The organism is Deltaproteobacteria bacterium (assembly GCA_016874735.1).
GTDB lineage: Bacteria > Bdellovibrionota_B > Oligoflexia > Oligoflexales > CAIYRB01 > CAIYRB01.
This window is the reverse complement of sequence record VGTI01000008.1, coordinates 44,170-61,964: the sequence shown is the minus strand read 5'-3', so window position 1 is coordinate 61,964 and position 17,795 is coordinate 44,170. Positions and strand designations below refer to the sequence as shown.

At 52.4% G+C, this 17,795-nt stretch carries 13 protein-coding genes and 1 pseudogene; 10 read left to right on the top strand and 4 right to left on the bottom strand.

The features are described from left to right. Positions 1–35 precede the first annotated feature (35 nt). Both FJ146_06610 and FJ146_06605 read right to left on the bottom strand, forming a co-directional pair. A complete protein-coding gene (locus FJ146_06610; protein ID MBM4251623.1) occupies positions 36–1,265 on the bottom strand; it encodes an NADP-dependent isocitrate dehydrogenase in 1,230 nt (409 codons plus the stop codon). Next, entirely contained in the window at positions 1,231–2,280 is a 1,050-nt protein-coding gene (locus tag FJ146_06605; protein MBM4251622.1) for a hypothetical protein, read from the bottom strand. Before FJ146_06605 ends, FJ146_06610 begins: the two co-directional genes overlap by 35 nt. Positions 2,281–2,595: 315 nt before the next feature. Here FJ146_06605 and FJ146_06600 point away from each other — a divergent pair, with 315 nt between their 5' ends. The 10 genes and pseudogenes from FJ146_06600 to FJ146_06555 all read left to right on the top strand — a co-directional run bounded on the left by FJ146_06600 (position 2,596) and on the right by FJ146_06555 (position 15,399). Then, positions 2,596–3,273, top strand: a complete 678-nt coding sequence (locus tag FJ146_06600) for a MotA/TolQ/ExbB proton channel family protein (GenBank protein ID MBM4251621.1) — start codon at positions 2,596–2,598, stop codon at positions 3,271–3,273. Positions 3,274–3,326: 53 nt separating this feature from the next. Next, on the top strand, positions 3,327–3,872 hold the full coding sequence (locus FJ146_06595; GenBank protein ID MBM4251620.1) for a hypothetical protein: 546 nt from the start codon (positions 3,327–3,329) through the stop codon (positions 3,870–3,872). 38 nt (positions 3,873–3,910) lie between these two features. Beyond that, positions 3,911–4,411: a hypothetical protein gene (locus FJ146_06590; protein ID MBM4251619.1), complete on the top strand. Its 501-nt coding sequence runs from the start codon at positions 3,911–3,913 to the stop codon at positions 4,409–4,411. 28 nt (positions 4,412–4,439) lie between these two features. Next, positions 4,440–5,183, top strand: coding sequence for an outer membrane beta-barrel domain-containing protein (locus tag FJ146_06585; GenBank protein MBM4251618.1), 744 nt, complete (start codon positions 4,440–4,442; stop codon positions 5,181–5,183). Positions 5,184–5,222: 39 nt separating this feature from the next. After that, positions 5,223–6,764, top strand: coding sequence for a tetratricopeptide repeat protein (locus FJ146_06580; protein ID MBM4251617.1), 1,542 nt, complete (start codon positions 5,223–5,225; stop codon positions 6,762–6,764). A 16-nt stretch (positions 6,765–6,780) separates the two neighbouring features. Further along, positions 6,781–9,930, top strand: a complete 3,150-nt coding sequence (locus FJ146_06575; GenBank protein MBM4251616.1) for a tetratricopeptide repeat protein — start codon at positions 6,781–6,783, stop codon at positions 9,928–9,930. A gap of 989 nt (positions 9,931–10,919) precedes the next feature. Beyond that, positions 10,920–11,000: pseudogene (locus FJ146_06570) on the top strand (calcium-binding protein). A gap of 250 nt (positions 11,001–11,250) precedes the next feature. Next, positions 11,251–13,392 (top strand): AgmX/PglI C-terminal domain-containing protein, encoded by a 2,142-nt coding sequence (locus tag FJ146_06565; GenBank protein ID MBM4251615.1) that lies wholly within the window; start codon positions 11,251–11,253, stop codon positions 13,390–13,392. A 101-nt stretch (positions 13,393–13,493) separates the two neighbouring features. After that, on the top strand, positions 13,494–14,078 hold the full coding sequence (locus FJ146_06560; GenBank protein ID MBM4251614.1) for a M23 family metallopeptidase: 585 nt from the start codon (positions 13,494–13,496) through the stop codon (positions 14,076–14,078). Between the two features lie 13 nt (positions 14,079–14,091). Further along, positions 14,092–15,399: a chloride channel protein gene (locus tag FJ146_06555; GenBank protein MBM4251613.1), complete on the top strand. Its 1,308-nt coding sequence runs from the start codon at positions 14,092–14,094 to the stop codon at positions 15,397–15,399. Here the strand turns inward: FJ146_06555 and FJ146_06550 are convergent. Together FJ146_06550 and FJ146_06545 are read right to left on the bottom strand one after the other, a co-directional pair. Further along, the gene (locus FJ146_06550) at positions 15,390–16,061 is read right to left on the bottom strand and encodes a DedA family protein (protein MBM4251612.1); all 672 of its coding nucleotides are present in this window, start codon (positions 16,059–16,061) and stop codon (positions 15,390–15,392) included. The genes FJ146_06555 and FJ146_06550 overlap by 10 nt on opposite strands. A 56-nt stretch (positions 16,062–16,117) precedes the next feature. After that, the gene (locus FJ146_06545; protein ID MBM4251611.1) at positions 16,118–17,686 is read right to left on the bottom strand and encodes a thioredoxin family protein; all 1,569 of its coding nucleotides are present in this window, start codon (positions 17,684–17,686) and stop codon (positions 16,118–16,120) included. Between the last annotated feature and the right edge of the window lie 109 nt (positions 17,687–17,795).

The window sequence follows — 17,795 nt, the reverse complement described above, 5'->3', positions numbered from 1 at the left end:
AGTGAAAAAAAGGGGGCCGTTTGGCCCCCTTCGTTTTAGTTGCTGAGCGCCTTCTCAAGATTCGCAGCCAGCGAATCCAAAAAGTCGGCCGTATTTTGGTACGAGCCGGCAGGTAGGTTGTTGCCGTAAATCGACACGGCCAAGTCCTTCGTCATCTTGCCGCTTTCGACTGTTTGGACACAGACCTTTTCCAATGTTTGTGCAAACTTGGTGAGGGCTGGGGTCTCGTCAAGCTTGCCGCGGTGAGCCAAGCCTTGCGTCCAGGCGAAAATGCTTGCGATCGGGTTAGTGCTGGTCGCCTTGCCGGCCTGGTGGTCCCGGTAGTGGCGCGTCACAGTCCCGTGCGCAGCTTCAGTCTCAATGGTGCGGCCGTTCGGGCACATGAGCACCGAAGTCATCATGCCGAGGGAACCGAAGCCTTGAGCCACCGTGTCTGATTGCACGTCGCCGTCGTAGTTTTTACACGCCCAGACGATACCGCCGTCCCATTTCAGGACTTGTGCCACCATGTCGTCGATCAGGCGGTGCTCGTAGGTCAAGCCGAGTTGCTTGTAGCGTGCTGCATATTCGCGGTCAAAGAGGTCCTGGAAGACATCCTTAAAACGGCCGTCGTAAGTCTTGAGGATGGTGTTCTTGGTCGACAAGTAAACGGGATACTTCACCATCAGGCCGTACTCGAAGCAGGCGCGAGCAAAGCCCTCAATGGACTCGTCAGTGTTGAACATCCCCATAGCAATACCCGAGCCACTGAAGTCGTTTATTTCCCAAGTGGTGGCAGCGCCGCCCCCTTGGGGCTCGAAGACCATCTTCAGCTTGCCGGCGCCTGGTATCTTGACGTCGGTAGCGCGGTACTGATCACCGTAGGCATGGCGACCAATGACGATGGGGCGGCTCCAGTTTTTGACCAGACGTGGCACGTTTTTGCAGATAATTGGCGCCCGGAAGACGGTGCCGCCCAAGATGTTGCGGATCGTGCCGTTGGGGCTCTTCCACATCTTTTTGAGACCGAATTCCTTGACGCGGGCCTCATCGGGCGTGATCGTCGCGCACTTGATGCCGACATCGTACTGCTGGATGGCCTTAGCGGCATCGATAGTGATCTGGTCGTTAGTCTTGTCACGACTCTCAATGCTGAGGTCGAAGTACTTTAGATCGATATCTAAATGAGGTAGGATGAGCTTGTCTTTGATCATCTGCCAGATGATCCGGGTCATCTCGTCACCGTCTAGTTCAACTACCGGCCTGACCACTTTGATCTTTTTCATTCCGTCTACTCCCTTGCAAAGCATTTGGCTCTGGCAGGGTAGCACAAAGGCCAGCCGCCGCTACCTCAAAATAATGCACCGACCTGGGCATTTTAGAGAAGTCGCGCACCTGGTGCTGCAAATCGATCAGTGCAATCACTTCGGTACAAACCTTAGGGTCGATGTTACAGACGAGGGCATGGCTGCTGTAGAGAATTTTGAAGAGACCGAGTCCAGCACCGCTCTTCTTGGTGTCAATGAGATTGCTACTGTCGGTGCGGCGCAACACTTTTTTTAGGTACTGGAAAAGTTTCTCCCGCGTAAGGGCGCCAAAGGGGTCCGCCATACCAATCGCAAAGAGCATACCATCGCAGCCGTACGATAATGTCGCGTATTCAGATGGCTCGAGTTCTACCGGCGCCGTCCGCGGACGCTCTGCATAATGGAGTTTGCCGCCGGCGATGGGCGCATCGTAGATGGCGTTCATCATCAACTCTTCGGTGATACCAAAGACCAGCTTAGACATGTACTGCCCAAGGCGGTAGTCCTCGGCATAGGCCATCACTTGGCAGTTGTAGGGCTCGCGATCAGCGGAACCGTGTACCGTCAATTCATGGACGGTGGTGGCTGGAGATAGGTATTTGGCGATGCCAAAGAGGTCGTTCCGCAATAATTTTTGGACCGTGATCCTCAGTTCATTGATCGTCCATTCTGCCGGCGACCGATTGGCTACCAAATGATCGACCAATTCACCCTCAGCGCCCTCCAGAGCAACGCTGTACTGTTCCATGGTTTCCTCGGTAACGAGGATAGTGTGGACTGTTGGATAACGTTTCCGAGCAAGTCGTAGAATGGTTGGATCGGGATAGTTGATGACCAGCACGGAGATGGGCAGCTCGGCATTGATCACCGCATGGGCAGCATGGGCATCGCTGACGCAGGTCACCAGGGCATTATTTGCCGCGACACGCAGCACGGCGACGTCGGGTAGGGGCTTGCGGCCAGCCACGTCTATATAGACCACATGCGCACTCATTAAGTCTTGCCCCCCACCTATTCCGACGGTCCTAGGCAGTCCCAAATCGCCCCAAAGTCTTAATCTCTCTGTTTATAAACATAGATTTTAAACTAGTTGGAAAAGGAAAGCTACTTAGCTGAAAAAATGGCCGGTGGGTTGACAGCCAACGCCGTCGCTCCCTAAAATTTAATAAAACCAAAATAATAACCCCAGCCTATCAGCAGCAACTATGAGCGATCGGCGAACGATAGTCGAGCGGGCACAGAACTGAAGAGAGGTGGGGTGTTTGGGGCAAGGACCGGGAATGTCCCCGGGCTATAGGGAGGCGAAGCGATGTTGGATTTTATAGCTGAAAAGTTCGAGCAGGGCGGCATGGAAATCATGTCCTCCATTACTCTCGTGGCCTTCATCTCAATCGGCCTCATCATTGAGCGTGCCTACCGCTACTGGCTAGAGTACGACTTGGCTAACAGTTCCGGCTTTATGGCTGCCGTGCAGAAGATGGTGATGAATAACTCAATCGAAAACGCCATCCGACTCTGCAAAAAAGCTCGTCCTAAACTCCTTCCCTTTGTCATGGCTGAGGGCTTGAAGCGCGCCAATGACTCAACTGAAGAAATCGAAAACGCGCTGAACACGGCAACGCTCACAGCGATGCCGAAATTAACCGAAAGATTGCCGTTCCTTGGTACGACGGCCAACGTTGCGACGCTGCTAGGACTGCTTGGAACGCTCTTCGGTCTGATGAAGTCGTTCGGTGCCGCTGCAAAATTAACTGGATCAGCGAAACAAACGGCTCTAGCAGCAGGTATCTCCGAAGCCTTGACCGCAACGTCGTTTGGTCTAGGTACCGCTCTTATGTGTCTTCTGGCCTACGGTGTACTTATGCTGAAGCAGTCAGGCATCGTTGATGACATTAACCGTAATTCAGCTCGCCTCGTGGACCTGCTCTACACGCGCAAAATGAAGATTAAGCGTGGCGGTAGTTCATCGTCTGTTAGCGCTGAATAACGGATTGCTCCGGATGGTGTCATTCGCTCAAAGGAAGTTGCTAAAGGACGTCTATGTCTAGAAAGAAAAAAGTACGGAAGGTTAAGTATCGCGACATCGAATTGAACATCATGCCGTTCATCGATGTATTCTCGCTGCTCAACACCTTCCTGCTGATGTCAGCAGTCTTCCTGTCGATTGGTATCCTCGAGGTTCAGATACCTTTTCTCACGTCAGCCCCCCCGGAAAAGAAAGAGGAAAGCCGATCACTTGAGATTAAGGTCGATATGGAAAAGGCCAAAATCGAAGTGACAGCTGCTTATAACAAGCCGCCGATCAATGAGCAAAAACGTGAATTTAAAGTGGATAAGGCCGATATGGCGAATCTCCACAAGTTTCTTCTGGAATTGCGTCGCAGCAATCCTGAAACCGATAAGGTTCAGTTTTTTACTGAGGATGACGTAGTCTGGAAAGATATCGCGATGGTTCTTGATGCCGTCAAAGTGCGGGCACCGAACGATCCGGTCATCGTTCCTGCAGGGGCTTCAGAGCTCGATAAAAGATTAGCAGCAGAATTTCTCTATCCAAAGGTGGTCATGGCAAGCGTCATGCTCAGATAGTTTTTATCTAAAGCATCAGATCGCTACGGGGTGAAGGCATGGCAGGAGTTTCCACAGATTCTGGCGAGTCGCTCAGTTTAAACCTGATGCCGATGTTGGATATTTTCAGTATTCTCATCACCTTCCTGCTGATGAGTTATTCGACTGATCCTGTGAGTTACGACGTTAATAACGGCGTTGAATTGCCTGAGTCGATGACTGTTTCCACGCTCGATGAGATGCCAACCATCAAAGTTACTAAAACCGACGTCATCATTAATGACAAAAAAGTGGCGTCGATTGTGGCTGGCGATGTTGAGGAAGCGGCCCGAAGTCAGGGTGCTGTTTTCCCGGTCTTTCAGGAGCTACAGAAATTAGCCGAGGCCACTAAAAAGGTCATCGGTGGCCGCCTATCGGAGGCTGATAAGGCTAGGCTTTCCACTCTGACGATGGAGATGGACCAAGGGCATAACTTTAAACTCATGAAGCGCATCATGCTTGCAGCGCAGCAGGCAGAATACATCACATTTAAGTTAATGGTAGCAAGACAGGGCGACTAAAGGCTGCGAGCAGCGGAGTGGATTGGCTTTGACCCAACTGACACAAAAAAAATCTAATGCTGGCGTCCTGGCGCGCGGTCTGCTCTTAGCCTCTGTTATGGCTTTTGGTGCTTTTACACCCGATGCTATGGCAAACGATGATCGCTTCTCAGGGTACGAAATTAGGGTCATTCGCCCACGCTTCATGACCAAATCCAATCGCCTCGAGCTTGGCGGTCAAGGTGTCTTCATTTTGAACCAATCGTTCATCTATTCGCTCATGGCCTCGGGCCTGCTTGATTATCATTTCAGCGAATCTTTGGCCTTTGAGATCAACGGCGCCTTCGGACTGTCCTTCGATAAGCAAGACAAGACCCTCCTGAAGCGCGACTTTCAGATCACAACCCAGATTCTACGCACCTCCTACATGGCAGCGGGAGGATTCTTATGGACACCGATTTACGGCAAGACTCAGCTACCGACCGGGGATGTGGTTTATTTCGATTCTTTCCTGACATTCGAAGCCGGCATGACAGGTATCGCCTATGATTACGCTCAGTGTGTGGCGCCAGATGTGGAGAAGCCGGCTCCCACCACTAAGAGTTACCCAGGTGCGATTATCGGGTTTGGCCAGAAATATTTCCTTAGCGAAGATACTGCGATTCGATGGGACGTTCGCGACAATTTCTTTGTTTATCAGGTTGCCGATGGATCCTGTAATCCGGGTGTATCGACTGGAACAGATTTTCAACAAAACGTGACGTTGCAGTTCGGGATGTCGACTTTTTTCTAAAGTGTATGGTCATCAGAACGGATAGTGGAGAGCGCCACAGTGCGACATGTGTTTAAATACATCACTTGTTCCCTCCTAGCTGTGTCGCTTGGCGCTGGCCCAGTTTTTGCCGATTATCGCGCAGCTACTGCTTATTATGCGCGACGCGATTACATTTCAGCCGCCAATGCTTACTTTCAGGCATCCGGTTACCCCAAAGCCCCAGGTGAGAAGGAACGCTCAGAGTGGGGCTTAGCCCAAAGTCTGACGCGCCTTGGGTTTTACTACTCTGCTTCAAAATACTACTCGGTCATCGTTAGACGCGGACCTACCCAGAATAATGTCTATTTCGTCAAGGCATTGGAAGAGTTAGGGCGTATTAACTCAACGATCAACCTTGGGCAGTCACACATCGTTCAGCTGTTTAAAACCCGGATTGATCCGGCCCTTGTGCCGCAGCAGGCCGCAGGATTTTACTTCTACTATCTCGGAATCGAGGCGTTTAATCAGCGCAAATACGAGCAAGCGTTTGCTTACTTTCAAAAGGTGCCGAGTGGGCCTTATCTAATTAAAGCGCAGTTCCACATGGGAGTGGTCTCTAACTTAAGAGGCGCACACAGTAAGGCTATTTCGTATTTCGAGCGCGTCAGAGCAAGTGCAGATCGGGACGAGGACGGTGCATGGATCAGAGAGCAGGCTAACCTCAACCTTGCTCGCGTCCACTACGAGGTGAAGCGATACCGTGATTCTATTGAGTATTATGCTCAAATTCCACGTAACTCAGATAATTGGCTAGAGGCGCTGTTCGAGGCGGCCTGGGCATTTTTTATGATGCAGAAGCACAACAATACCCTAGGTACGATTCACACGCTGCATTCTCCGTTTTTCGAAAATCGCTTCTTTCCGGAAAGCTACATCCTCCAGGCGATTACCTTTTTACGGCTGTGCCGCTACCCAGCGGTAAAGGATTCGCTCGCCAAATTCAAAACGCGCTACAAAGGCGTCTTCGATGACCTGGCGCGGATGATTGAAAAAAACAAAGCCGACTCCAAGGGATTCTTTAAACTTGTTTACGACTACCGTACGGGTTCTTTAAACGAGTACAGACGGGCGTGGGCTATCCTTGACGCCTTATCGCGCACAGATGTTTACAAAGAAGCCGGACAAACGATTCGCTTTGCTGATAATGAACTTGCACGGTTGTCGCGCTACAGCTCGGTATGGGGGCGCACGGGCCTTCAGGATGATATCAGCGGCTTCCTGCGCAATAAGAAACAGGCTGCCGTGAAAGACGCAGGACGGCGTCTCTTTGACAAGGCAACCGGCTACTACGCTTACCTGAAAGAACTCTCGGACCAGACCATCGGTATCAACACCGAAATGGTCTTAGGACGTGTCGACACTCTGAGGGCGCAACTAAAGGTCGGTACGGCTGATAAAAAAGCTAACTTCATCGGCGGCCTGCAAGAGCTCAATGTGTCACAGGACCTGGAGTATTGGCCCTTTGAAGGTGAGTACTGGGAAGATGAATTGGGCGGCTACGTTTACAACCTCGACAGTAAGTGTGGCAAGGGAGAGGAAGGCGCAGCGCCTACAAAGTAGCAATAGATTTGTTTAGATGTTGCGACGATTAAATTGTGAGGAAGTGATCTTGAAAAGATTATGGCTAACGAAATTGATCCGCATTACGGCAGTTGCGCCGCTATTCTTGGCGCTGTCGGGTACGGTCTTGGCCATTAGTCAAAAGACAGCTCAAGTTAATCTCAATGACGTCAAACAAGAGAAAATCAAGAAGAAGGGCCCAGAAAAGGCGGCATCAAGTAAGCTGTCCGCCAACGAAGCCTTCATGGTGGCCACCGAATCAAAACTCATCGGCGAGATCAATAAAGCGACCAATTATCTTGCCAGTCAGTCCGAGCGGATGCCTAAGAAGAGTCAGACCCGTCTCGACATGAAGGAACGCTTGGTCAACCTGCGGCTCGAGGCTGCGGTTTATTACACCAACCAAGAGATGCGCAAATACGAAAAGGCCTGGGACGCTTGGGATCGCGGGGGGCGCAAAGGGCGCGAACCCAAGCTTGACGAGTCTGAATCTAAAACTCAGTGGCAGACGCTGGCCAAAGATGCCAAGAACCTATTGGCAGAGTTTCCGACGGCTAAAAATGCGGACGTAACCATGTTCAACATGGGTCTTGCCTATAACGTACTCAATAAAGGTACGGAGGCGGCCAAGATCTTCAGCCAGCTCATTACAAAGTTCCCAAATTCGCAAAAGGCTGGCGATGCCTACTACGCCCTGGGTGACTATTACTTCGAGGATATTCAGTACAGTAATGCCATGAGCAACTATAAGAATGCTCTGCGTTTTAAACAGGCAAAGTCGTACGCCTGGTCACTGTTCAAATTAGGTTGGTGTAGCTACAACCTTGGCCAGCACAAACAAGCATTAGCCTACTGGAAGCAGACCGTGACTGAGGCTAATCGCAACGGCAAAGCCGGAATCGCTCTACACGACGAAGCGCTACGCGACATGGTTTATGCCTTTGCCGAATTGCGCGAAATCGAACCTGCCATCGCCTACTACAAGGCCAATGGTGGCGATAAATTCATTGGCAAATTCCTTTTGCTATTGTCTGACACGTTCTCCGATCAAGGCCAGTTTGCCGAAGCGATCAAGGTATTGAGACGCTATCAGCAGGTAGCACCCCTGGCTGAAGATGTGCCGGACACCCAGAAGAGCATCATCGCTCTCTTTTACGAGCTTGGGCGATTCAATGAAGTTTGGGTGGAGCTGGATCGTTACCCCAGACTCTTCGGTCCCAATAGTCCCTGGGGAGACAAGCATAAAGACGACAAAAAACTATTTGATGAAACACAACAAACGATCAAAGATCAGATCGTCTACTACTCTAAACTGACGCACAAGAATGCGCAGAAAGACGACAACAAGCGCGGTTATGCCGAGGCGCTGCGTGGTTATGCTTTATTCCTCAAGAATTATCCCAAAGCCCGTGAAGTTGCCGAAATCAAGTACAACATGGCCGACATTTACTACTTCACCAAGCAGTACCGTGAGGCTGGGAAGCTTTATCTAGACATATGTCTCATGGGCAATGACCGCGCCCTGATCGTGGATCCCAAGACCAATAAATCGACCAACATCCACAAGCAAGCTGCTGAATACATGCTTGAGTCTTATTATCGAAACTTCGAACCGGAGCTCAAAGTTCTGGTCAAGCAAAAGGCCGACTTCTCGAAACCAGCGCGACCAATTACGGAAAACGGGCGTAATTTTGTTAAAGCATGTGAGTACTACACCAAAGCCTATCCGAACGACAAAAAGAACGTAAAGTCTTGCGATACTTATCTGACAGAGATTTTTTATCGCAGTAACGATCGCAAGATGGCCGAGAAATATCTCGTCATGTTGGCCAAAAAGTATCCGAATGAGCGTGAGGGTCAGGAAGCGGTAGAAAACCTCATCCCTCTTTACGCCAAGGACGAGAAGGCCCTAGCTGCTGTGATCACGGAGTTGCGCAAAATCCCGGCATACCAAAAGGGTAAAATTGGCGAAAAACTCGACAATCTCGATCGTGGCCTAGCAGTTGACGCAATCAAGTCGGATAAAAACGCCTGCTCGCGTGCGAAGAAAGCCGAGGATCTCTTTAAAAAGCGTCCAACCGCGAAGGATAGCGATGCGCTGATTTACAATGCTGCACTCGATTGGGAAAAGTGTAACAAAGCTACCGACGCGATTCGTGACTACTCGATAGTGCTCGAAAAATTCCCGAAATCTGAGGGAGCTAAGCCAGCGCTCCTAAGACTCGCTGTACTTCATCAGAACCGCTTTGAGCTCGGATCTGCTGCAAAACTTTTCCACGACTTTGCTCGTCGTTATCCGAAGGAAAAAGAGACGACGACGGCATTGGCTTATACCTGCGAGGTTGAAGCGGCGCTGGGGGCTGAAGCTGCAGTGCCCAGCTGTCTTGAGTTTGCTCAGGCCGATCAGGCAAGTGCTAAGATCATCTTCTTCCGTATGCTCAGGACCGCGTTCTCGGCGGGCGAAGAAGGCCGCGTGGCTCAGATGGCTAAGATCCTGGACGGTAAGTTTAAGTTGACGCCTGAGGAGCGCATTCAAGCCTACGCCGTTGTCATGAATACACGCGGTAGTGCGTCTGAAGCTGCCGCCAAGGAAATCATCACGACCTTCCAGAAGTCGGGCGGTAACGTTTCGGGAGAGGCCCTGCGTGCTGTAGGCGGTCTAGTATTCCGACGCGTCAACAATGTGATCGGACCTTTCCAAAGCCTGCGTCTTAAGGGCGGTACCGTCGATGCCCTGGCGGGCTCGATTCAACAAAAGGTGGGTGCTCTAGCAAAAATTCAAGCCGCCTACGACCAGGTGCTAGCTACGAAAGATGCTTACTGGGGCGTGGCCGCCTTTTACCAACTCGGTTATGCACGCGAGTTGATTGCGCGTGACCTCGAGAATCCTCCTGAAATCAAGGGTGCGCCCCATGCTGATGTGGTGAAGCAACTCTCGGGCGATGCACAGGCCGCGCGTAAGGAGGCCTTGGCCTTCTATAACAAAGCGCTAGAGGCGGTGGGTAAGTATCTGGTGTACAATGAATGGGCTGCCAAGGCGCTGAGCGGTGTGGCACGAATTCAAGGTAAGAAGATCAGCTTTGACGACCTGATAGTCCGCCCTGACTTTGTTGGTGCTGAGGTCCCCGAAAATGTCGCCCAAGAAGTCAAAGGTAAGGGGGATTGATGCCAGTGATCAGAGCACAATCTGTCTATGTGGCTATATCAGCAGCAGTCATGAGTTGGCTGTCGGCTTGTACCAGTGCTGAAAAAAAAGATGCTCCCACTAAGGGCGAGCAAGAACCGGTGAGTGCTGATAAGGACAAAGAAGATGAAGGGCCGGAAAAAGCTTCAGCCAACCGGGTCACTCTCACCAATAGCCTTGGAAACAATCCACTAACGTCACAAACCATCGCGGTCGCCAAGGCAGATGCTGAAATTGCGCGATTCAAGGCTGGCAAGGGAGAGCTCGCTCTGCAAGGTGTCATATCGACGCAACGCTTAGCACGCAAAAATCTTGGTGAAGTGCTTGCTACAGCCAAGAAGCTTGCCGAGACCCAAATGGAAAAAGGCGCGTCGCGTCAGCTAAGCGGTGAAGTAAAGCTTGAGATCGCGTTAGCTGCGCTGCAGGCACGTAATTTTTCTTTTGCCGAGTATCTACTACAAGATCTGACCGAGTCCAAAAATGTGCATGTAAAGGCTGGCGCCTACAATGCGATGGGTGTGGTGGCCCTTAAAGATGATCGGGTGCCAGAGGCTGTGCTGTATTTTAAAGAGGCATTAAAGGCAGTCCCAAGTTACAAGCCGGCTCATCTAAATCTTGGTTTTATAGCTCTCAAAGGTGGCGAGCTTGGCATGGCCAAGCAACTACTTGGTAAAATTGAAAACGATTGGTTCGTCTCGTACGGCCTCATTACCCTGCAGCGCCTCGATGGCGACGTTGGGGGAGCGATTGAGAACTGCGACCGAGTCTTGAAAAAGCAGCCTGAGCACAGCGCTGCATTGTTCAACTGTGGTTTGGTCGAATATCAAAACAAACGGAATTTAGCCAAAGCGAAAGAGTACTTTACCAAAGCCGGTAAAGCGAAGTTGACGGCTGAGGGTTGGAACGAAAAGGCCTTTCTCATGATCGCTCAGATTGACGCTGAGGAAGCCCTGGCCAAGCGCGAAGAAATGCAAGCGAAGGCAGCCAAAGCTGCTGCACATAAGGCAGCCGCAGATAAAGCCGCGGCCGAAAAGGCCGCGAATGAAAAGGCTAAGGGAGCTGGGGCGGCACCTCCTGGCGACAAGCCCAAAGCTCCGGCTTCGAAGGCTGAAGACGGTGGTGGTGACGGTGCCGACGAAGAGTCCGGTGGTGACGAAAAATAATAAGAATGCATCAGTTTAGTTTTGAGTCTTTTCATTTGTTGCGGCAAGCGGGATAATGAAAGTGATTACCTCCAACTACCCATTGAAGTTGACCGATCTGACCGTCTAAGTTCCGGTTCATAGCGCGGGAAGGATTCCCATGTCTCTTGAGTTGCGATTCACGATTCCAGGTCAAGTTGAGCGGCAGGTACCTGTCGATCAGCCTCCAATGAAAATTGGAGCATTGCTGTCGAACCAAGTTGTACTTCGGGCACCTGGTGTCGACCCCATTCACGCTTTGATAGAAGAGCCCAATCCAGGTGAATATGTAGTCACCGACTTGGGTTCGGTATCAGGCATCAAGGTCAACGATCAGCTTGTCGAGGTTGAATCACCGCTAAGGGCCGGTGATGTTCTCACCGTCGGAACCATTCAGATTCAAGTGGTGGGCCATGCGGCTGCGGCCGTGCCCCACGTAGACACCACTGACGGGCAGCGCCACGGTGCCACCGTGAAGGCTCCTGAGGACCGCGAACGACGCGAGGACTCGGTCCCTAGTCGTAGTCCCGAACCAAGTGAAGCGCGCGTCGAAGCATCCGAACGCCAACTGGACTTGCTATTCTCTCCACGTAAAGCTAAGCCCAGTGGAGACGTGCTCGAAGTCGTGGCCTACTGGGGCGACACCGTACTCGATGTGGAACTATTCCATCCATCGACCAAGGGTTACGACCGTGTCACGATCGGTAATCCTACAAAGTCTCACTTGATCGCTGCAGGCAGTTCCGACATAGAAGTACATCCCTTAGCCAGATTTAGTAGCAGCGGCTATAAAATCTCGCTCGTCGACGGTATGACGGCCAGGTTACGTAAAGGCGGCAAAGTCGACAAAGTGACAAAGCCTGGCGATATTTCCCTAGGCAGCCGTGACATCGCGCATATCAAGTACGGCGCGGTGAGCTACTTCCTGATGTTTGTGAAGCCACCGCCACTAGATTTCCCGAAACGCGGACTTCGAGACCCATTCTTCTTCGGGCTGATGTCTGTTGCGATGCTTTTCTACATGATCTTGATCCCTATCGCATGGATTCACGTCCCTGCAGAGAAGAAAGACGAGAAAGAAGACATCTGGCAGGTGGTTTCAGTCCCTGAAAAAGAGCCTGAAAAAGAAAAACCCAAGCCACCAGAGAAGCCAAAACCCGAGGTCAAGATAGCTGAAGTCAAAACGCCTCCGAAGAAGCCACCACCACCGAAGCCAAAACCGGAGGTGAAACCGGCCAAGCCGACGGAGACGGAGAAGCCAGTTCAAACCAAACCTGTTGAGAAGCCCGTTGAGCAGAAAAAGCCAACAGAGGTCTTAACAGAGAACAAACCTACTCCGGAGCCCAAACCAGCGGAGGCGAAGCCGGCGGGACCACCGTCGACTAAACCGAACCTCAATAAGCTGTCGGCTGGTATGCCCTCAACTGGTGCGAAGGATCCAAACTTCAAAGCCGCAGGTCCAACGTTGCCGAACACTGCTATCGGCAAGTCTGGTGGTGCGGTGGGGTCAGGCATGAACCAGGCTGGTGGCGCCATCAAAGGCAACAACAAAGCCAGTGTCATGGGTGTCGAGGGAGCGAACAACGACAAGCCGTCGGGCGTGAACCTGTCTAAACTCGGTTTAGGCGTCGGTAAGATCATGAGCAAGACGGGAGCAGGTGCGATTTCCTCGAACTTCAAGGACTCGGCCGGTGGTGCCGGTGGTGGTATGGGATCCGGAGCCAAGACTTACGGTCTGGGCGGCTTGGGTTCTGGCAAGTCCCTGGGTTTAGCTGGTGCCGGTGGCGCAGTTAACAACTTCGGCTCCGGCTCGGGAGGTTTACTGAGCGGTCAGGGCGGCACCGGTGGTCGCGGAGGCTCGGGACTTGGACCCGGGTTTGGTAACGGTGGCGGTGCCGGTGGTGCTGGTGGTGCTGGTGGTCACGGCAGAGCGAACGTATCGGTACCAGCAGGTGACCCGGTGGTATCGGGTGGATTGACCTCGCAGGAAATTATGGCGGTGATCCGGGCCAACTTAAACCAGATCCGCCACTGCTATGAGCAGCTTCTGCAGAGATCGCCCAGCGCTTCAGGTAAGATGGGAACCTCATTCGTGATCGATACCTCTGGCCGCGTATCTTCCGTCACAGTGTCGCAGGACACCATCAATGACGCGGTCATGAGAGGATGTGTCACCGATAAGATGAGGCGATGGGCGTTCCCCAAGCCTCGTGGTGGCCAGTCAGTATCAGTCAACTATCCTTTCGTCTTCAATCCACTCTAATTTGCAATGCGATGAGCGGGGGCTTCAGCCCCCGCTTTACCATTGTGAATCCCACTTGAGAGTTGCCTCTGCGAAGTTTACTTAACAATGTCGTATTGTTTATGACTTGTGCTGGACTGCTGCATCTACTAGGCGGATGCCAAACGGCTGCAGCCCGCCGTCACCACCGGGTGCAGCATACGCCTGGGATATTCACTGACGGTTTCGACGAGGCGGAGGAAGGCATCGACGAAAGGTCTAGCGAAAGTCGGCCACGTCGAGGACTACTCTTTGGTGACGGATACGATGCCCAGGAAAGTCTGGCTTGGCCCCTCGGTGGAGCCATTAGCTCCGGCTACGGCCGACGTGGTTTTAAATTTCATCACGGCATCGATATTCGTGCGACGACTGGTAGCGCGGTAAGGTCCGCTGCCCCAGGAGTTGTTGAGTTTGCTGGTTGGCAGCACGGTTACGGCAACGTAGTGATTATCAAGCATGCTAGGCTTAAGACGCTCTATGCTCATCTACGCCGTATCTTCGTTGCAAGTGGTGACCAGGTGCAACGACTCGAAGAGATTGGCGCCTCCGGACGCAGTGGTCGCGTCACCGGCCCACACCTGCATTTCGAAGTGCGCGACTCAAACGGTGATTCCATAGATCCACTTGCTGTGATGGACGGAAGGCAGTTACTTTCAAGCCGTCATTAAGTGGAGATATTCAGTGAGTCTAGATAGCGCTAGTAAGGCGATTTTTGGTCGTCGTCTGCCAAATTTTAATATCGCGGATCATTGGGGCCTAGGACTGCAATTGCTCATGGTCTCAGCCCCGATGGGTATGGTAGTGGGTGCCGCCATAGCAGGCTACGACTGGATCGTTAATACCTTAATTTGGGAGCGGCTGAGTGAGCATCTCTCGCCTGGCGTCCTATGCTTGATGCCTGTCGTAGCTATGATGCTTACCTACGCCATCGTCGCCCTGGGGCGCGTGGTCTACACCAGTATGGCTGATGAAGTCGTAAGAGCCTATCATAGTCCCAAGCACGGATTAGACTACCGGCGCGCGGGGGCAAAGCTGGCGGCTTCCGTTGCGACTATGGGTTTTGGGGGCAGTGCCGGGATGGAGGGCGCTAGTAAATGGCTGGGAGCTGTGATTGGCGGCGCCGTCCAGAGTCTGATCAATCGCGTCGGTCGCCTCAAGTTACTCCATGCGCGCGAGGAAGTGACGATGTTAGCGGGTGCAGCCGCAGGTATTAGCGCCATCTTTAGGGCGCCGCTCACAGGCGCTATCATGGGGATTGAATCACCGTACAAACATGACTTAGCGCACGAAGCACTGCTGCACGGTTTAGTTGCCGCAGCGACAAGTTATGTAACGTTTACGGCACTCGGCACGGCGACGCCGTACTTCCCGATTAAGGTCAGCTACGTGCTGAACTGGCGCGATCTACTTGTCTGTATCCCGCTTGGCCTTACGGCTGGGCTCGCTTCACATTTATTTTTAGGTCTTTTGAGTCGCATCAAAGCGGCAACTAAAGATTCGTCGCGGCCCAAGTGGCTCCATTATCTGGTGGGCGGGATCGTCCTGAGCTTCCTAGCGGGACTGACCTATGTCACTACGGGCGAACCGCTAACGCTGCAGGCAGGATTGCCGGTGGCGAGACGCTTACTTTACGGCAACTATCCACTTCTCGTTTGTCTCGTCATCTTCGTCACCAAACTTATTGCGACGGCAGTGACCTTTGGCTGCGGTGGGGTCGGTGGACTGTTTGTACCCTCAGCCACTATTGGAGCAGCTCTTGGCGCCATGTTTGATGTGTTGTTCCCGACGAGTCAACCTGGGTTGTACACGATGGTAGGCGTAGCTGCCTTCACGGGAGCTAGTTATAACAGCCTACTTTTTGCGGCTGTTTTTGTCGCAGAGGCGACGGGGAGTCCTGCCATGGTCGTCCCTGGACTCATCGCCTCATGCATCGCCTTTGTGACTTCAGCTGGTGTTTCTAACTCATCACACCAGAGGCATCATCGCTGAGCTGTTTCGGTGACCAGCCGTGTTGCACGCCTAGCCTTTAAAATCTGTATCATGGCCGGGGTCACCGAAAGCAAAATAATGGCGACGACCACGTAATGAAAATTCGATTTAATCACGGGGTTGTTACCAAAAATAAAGCCTAAGCTTAGAAATGGCACGATCCAAAGACCGGCGCCGATCAGGCTAAAAGATAAGAACCTGGCAAATCGCATCTGACCCACGCCGGCGACAAATGGGGCAAAGGTTCTTATGATGGGCACGAATCTCGCAATGATAATCGTTTTGCCGCCATGCTTGCGGTAAAAAGCCTCTGTTTGATCGAGGTAGCGGCGGTTGAGTATCTTGGCCGTATTGTTATTGAAGAGCTTGGCACCAAAATTTTTGCCAACCGTGTAGTTTGTCAGGTCGCCAAGAAGTGCAGCGACAAAACAGGTAAGAGCTAAAAGCGGCAGCTGCAGCGGTGAATCCTGTAGCGAGGCAAGGGCGCCGACTGCAAACAGCAGCGAGTCACCTGGTAAAAATGGCATCACCACCAGCCCTGTTTCTGCAAAAATGATGGCAAAGAGCACCACATAAAACCAGATACCAACACTAGCGAGGAGAGTCGTCAGATGGGCGTCCAAGTGTAAGACAAAGTCGATCAGAGTATGTATCAAGTCCACGAGCGTCTCCCCTTTGATAGTTCTCTCAATGCCTATGGTAAATGCTATGGTAAGACCTATTGCAAAAACTGTCCAAGTCCCGAGAAATGGTCACGACAAGGTCCAGGCTGCTTCTGTCTGGCGCACCGTTTCGACGCATTTTCTATGGCCTTTTTGATGGGTCGCTGACCAAGAAAGGGCTGGATCGCACTGGCAACTTTAGCGGCAGTGCGTGCATTGCGGCCTTGGAATCCATCCTCCAAGGTGGTTGCGTTCCGATAAAAATCTTTGACAAGTTGCGTGAGTCGGGCCAGTTGCTTGGGATTTTGAATACTGGCCGTCATGGTGATGTCGGCCTGAGTCCACTGAAGTTTGCTCGCGCGGCCTTTTGCCGCCTTACGAGCTTTCGCAATCAGTGCGAGGGCTGCCGTGTCATTTCCGGCTGCTTTTTCAAGGTGCGCCGCGGATGCTAGGAGGTACCAAGGTGTATCCGTGTGTTTGAGTTCATTGGCTAGTAGCGCTCTTGCACCATCTAAATCGCCAATATCCCGCAGCAAGGTGGCGGCTCCGGTGATCACGGCTTTTCTTTCGTAGGACGTTTTAGCGGCCTCGTCACTCCGTGCCACTTCACGCATGACGAGGGCGCGCAGCTCACTTGGCATCTTCTCGCCTGGATGCCGCGCGCGGTATACTTGCATGGGTGCGACGCTGGCCCAAAGGCGCGTGTCCAGGGAGCTTTCTTTGGCACCTGCTACCAAAGTGGCCGCCTTAAGCCAAAGCTGATCGGCATCTATCTCGTGGCTGTCATTAGTTGGGTAGGTCCAAACCAGAACATCAGTTGAGTAGGCGAATAGACTACGAGCCGCGATCGTTGCAACCGGATCGCTAAGTAGCCACTTCAGTTCTTGCGCTGCAAGCTTAGGCGCCTCAGATGCGCCCGCATCTTGCGGATGCGTGCCAGTCAAAGTCGTCAGTAGTAAAGCAACTAGCTTTGCTCGTTCCTCAGTTAGGGCGCGCGGGATGTTGATGACCAGAATCCTGAGTTTAGAGATGAGGTCACCGCTACGCGAAGCGTCGCTTTCCTCGTGCCATGGGACATTGGCGAGCAGTTTCCAATCATCTGGCGTCGCCGTGCCGGCAAGGCCTCGTTCGAGTGCGGCTTGCAAGCCGCCTGGGTGCTTGAGAGCGTTGACGAGAGCAGCCTCAAATTCGTCCATGTTGACGGCCGTGGGTAGTCGCATCAGCTCCTGACCATCGGGTGCCAAGAGCAACACCGTGGGATAACCTTGCACACGAAGTTTCTCGCCCCACGCCTGAGCCTCTTCGCTATCCCCGTCGAGGGCAACGGCAATCATGGGACGCATGAGCGTCGCAAATTTTTCTTGGCTGAATACTTGGCTTTTTAGTTCATTGCACGGAGGACACCAGACAGCTCCCCAGTAGAGTAATACGTGTTTATGTTTAGCCTTGGCCTCGGCTAGTGCCGCGGTCAGACTTCCGCCATACCAGGGTGACCCGGGTATTTGATGCGTTGGGGACGCGGCATTTTCTGAACTTGCATGGGCCCCCGACACCAGTGCTATATGAGCGGCGATTAACGCGACGAACCACTTGGTCGTTGTGGTCACTAGTCGACTTCGATTCATGGCACACTCCTTTGCAAGAGACGGCGCGTGCGGCGTCTCGAGGTTTGCGGCCTAGTACGGTACAAAAAAGGTCTAGTTTTTTATAGATGTTAGGTCAACAGGAGTTAGA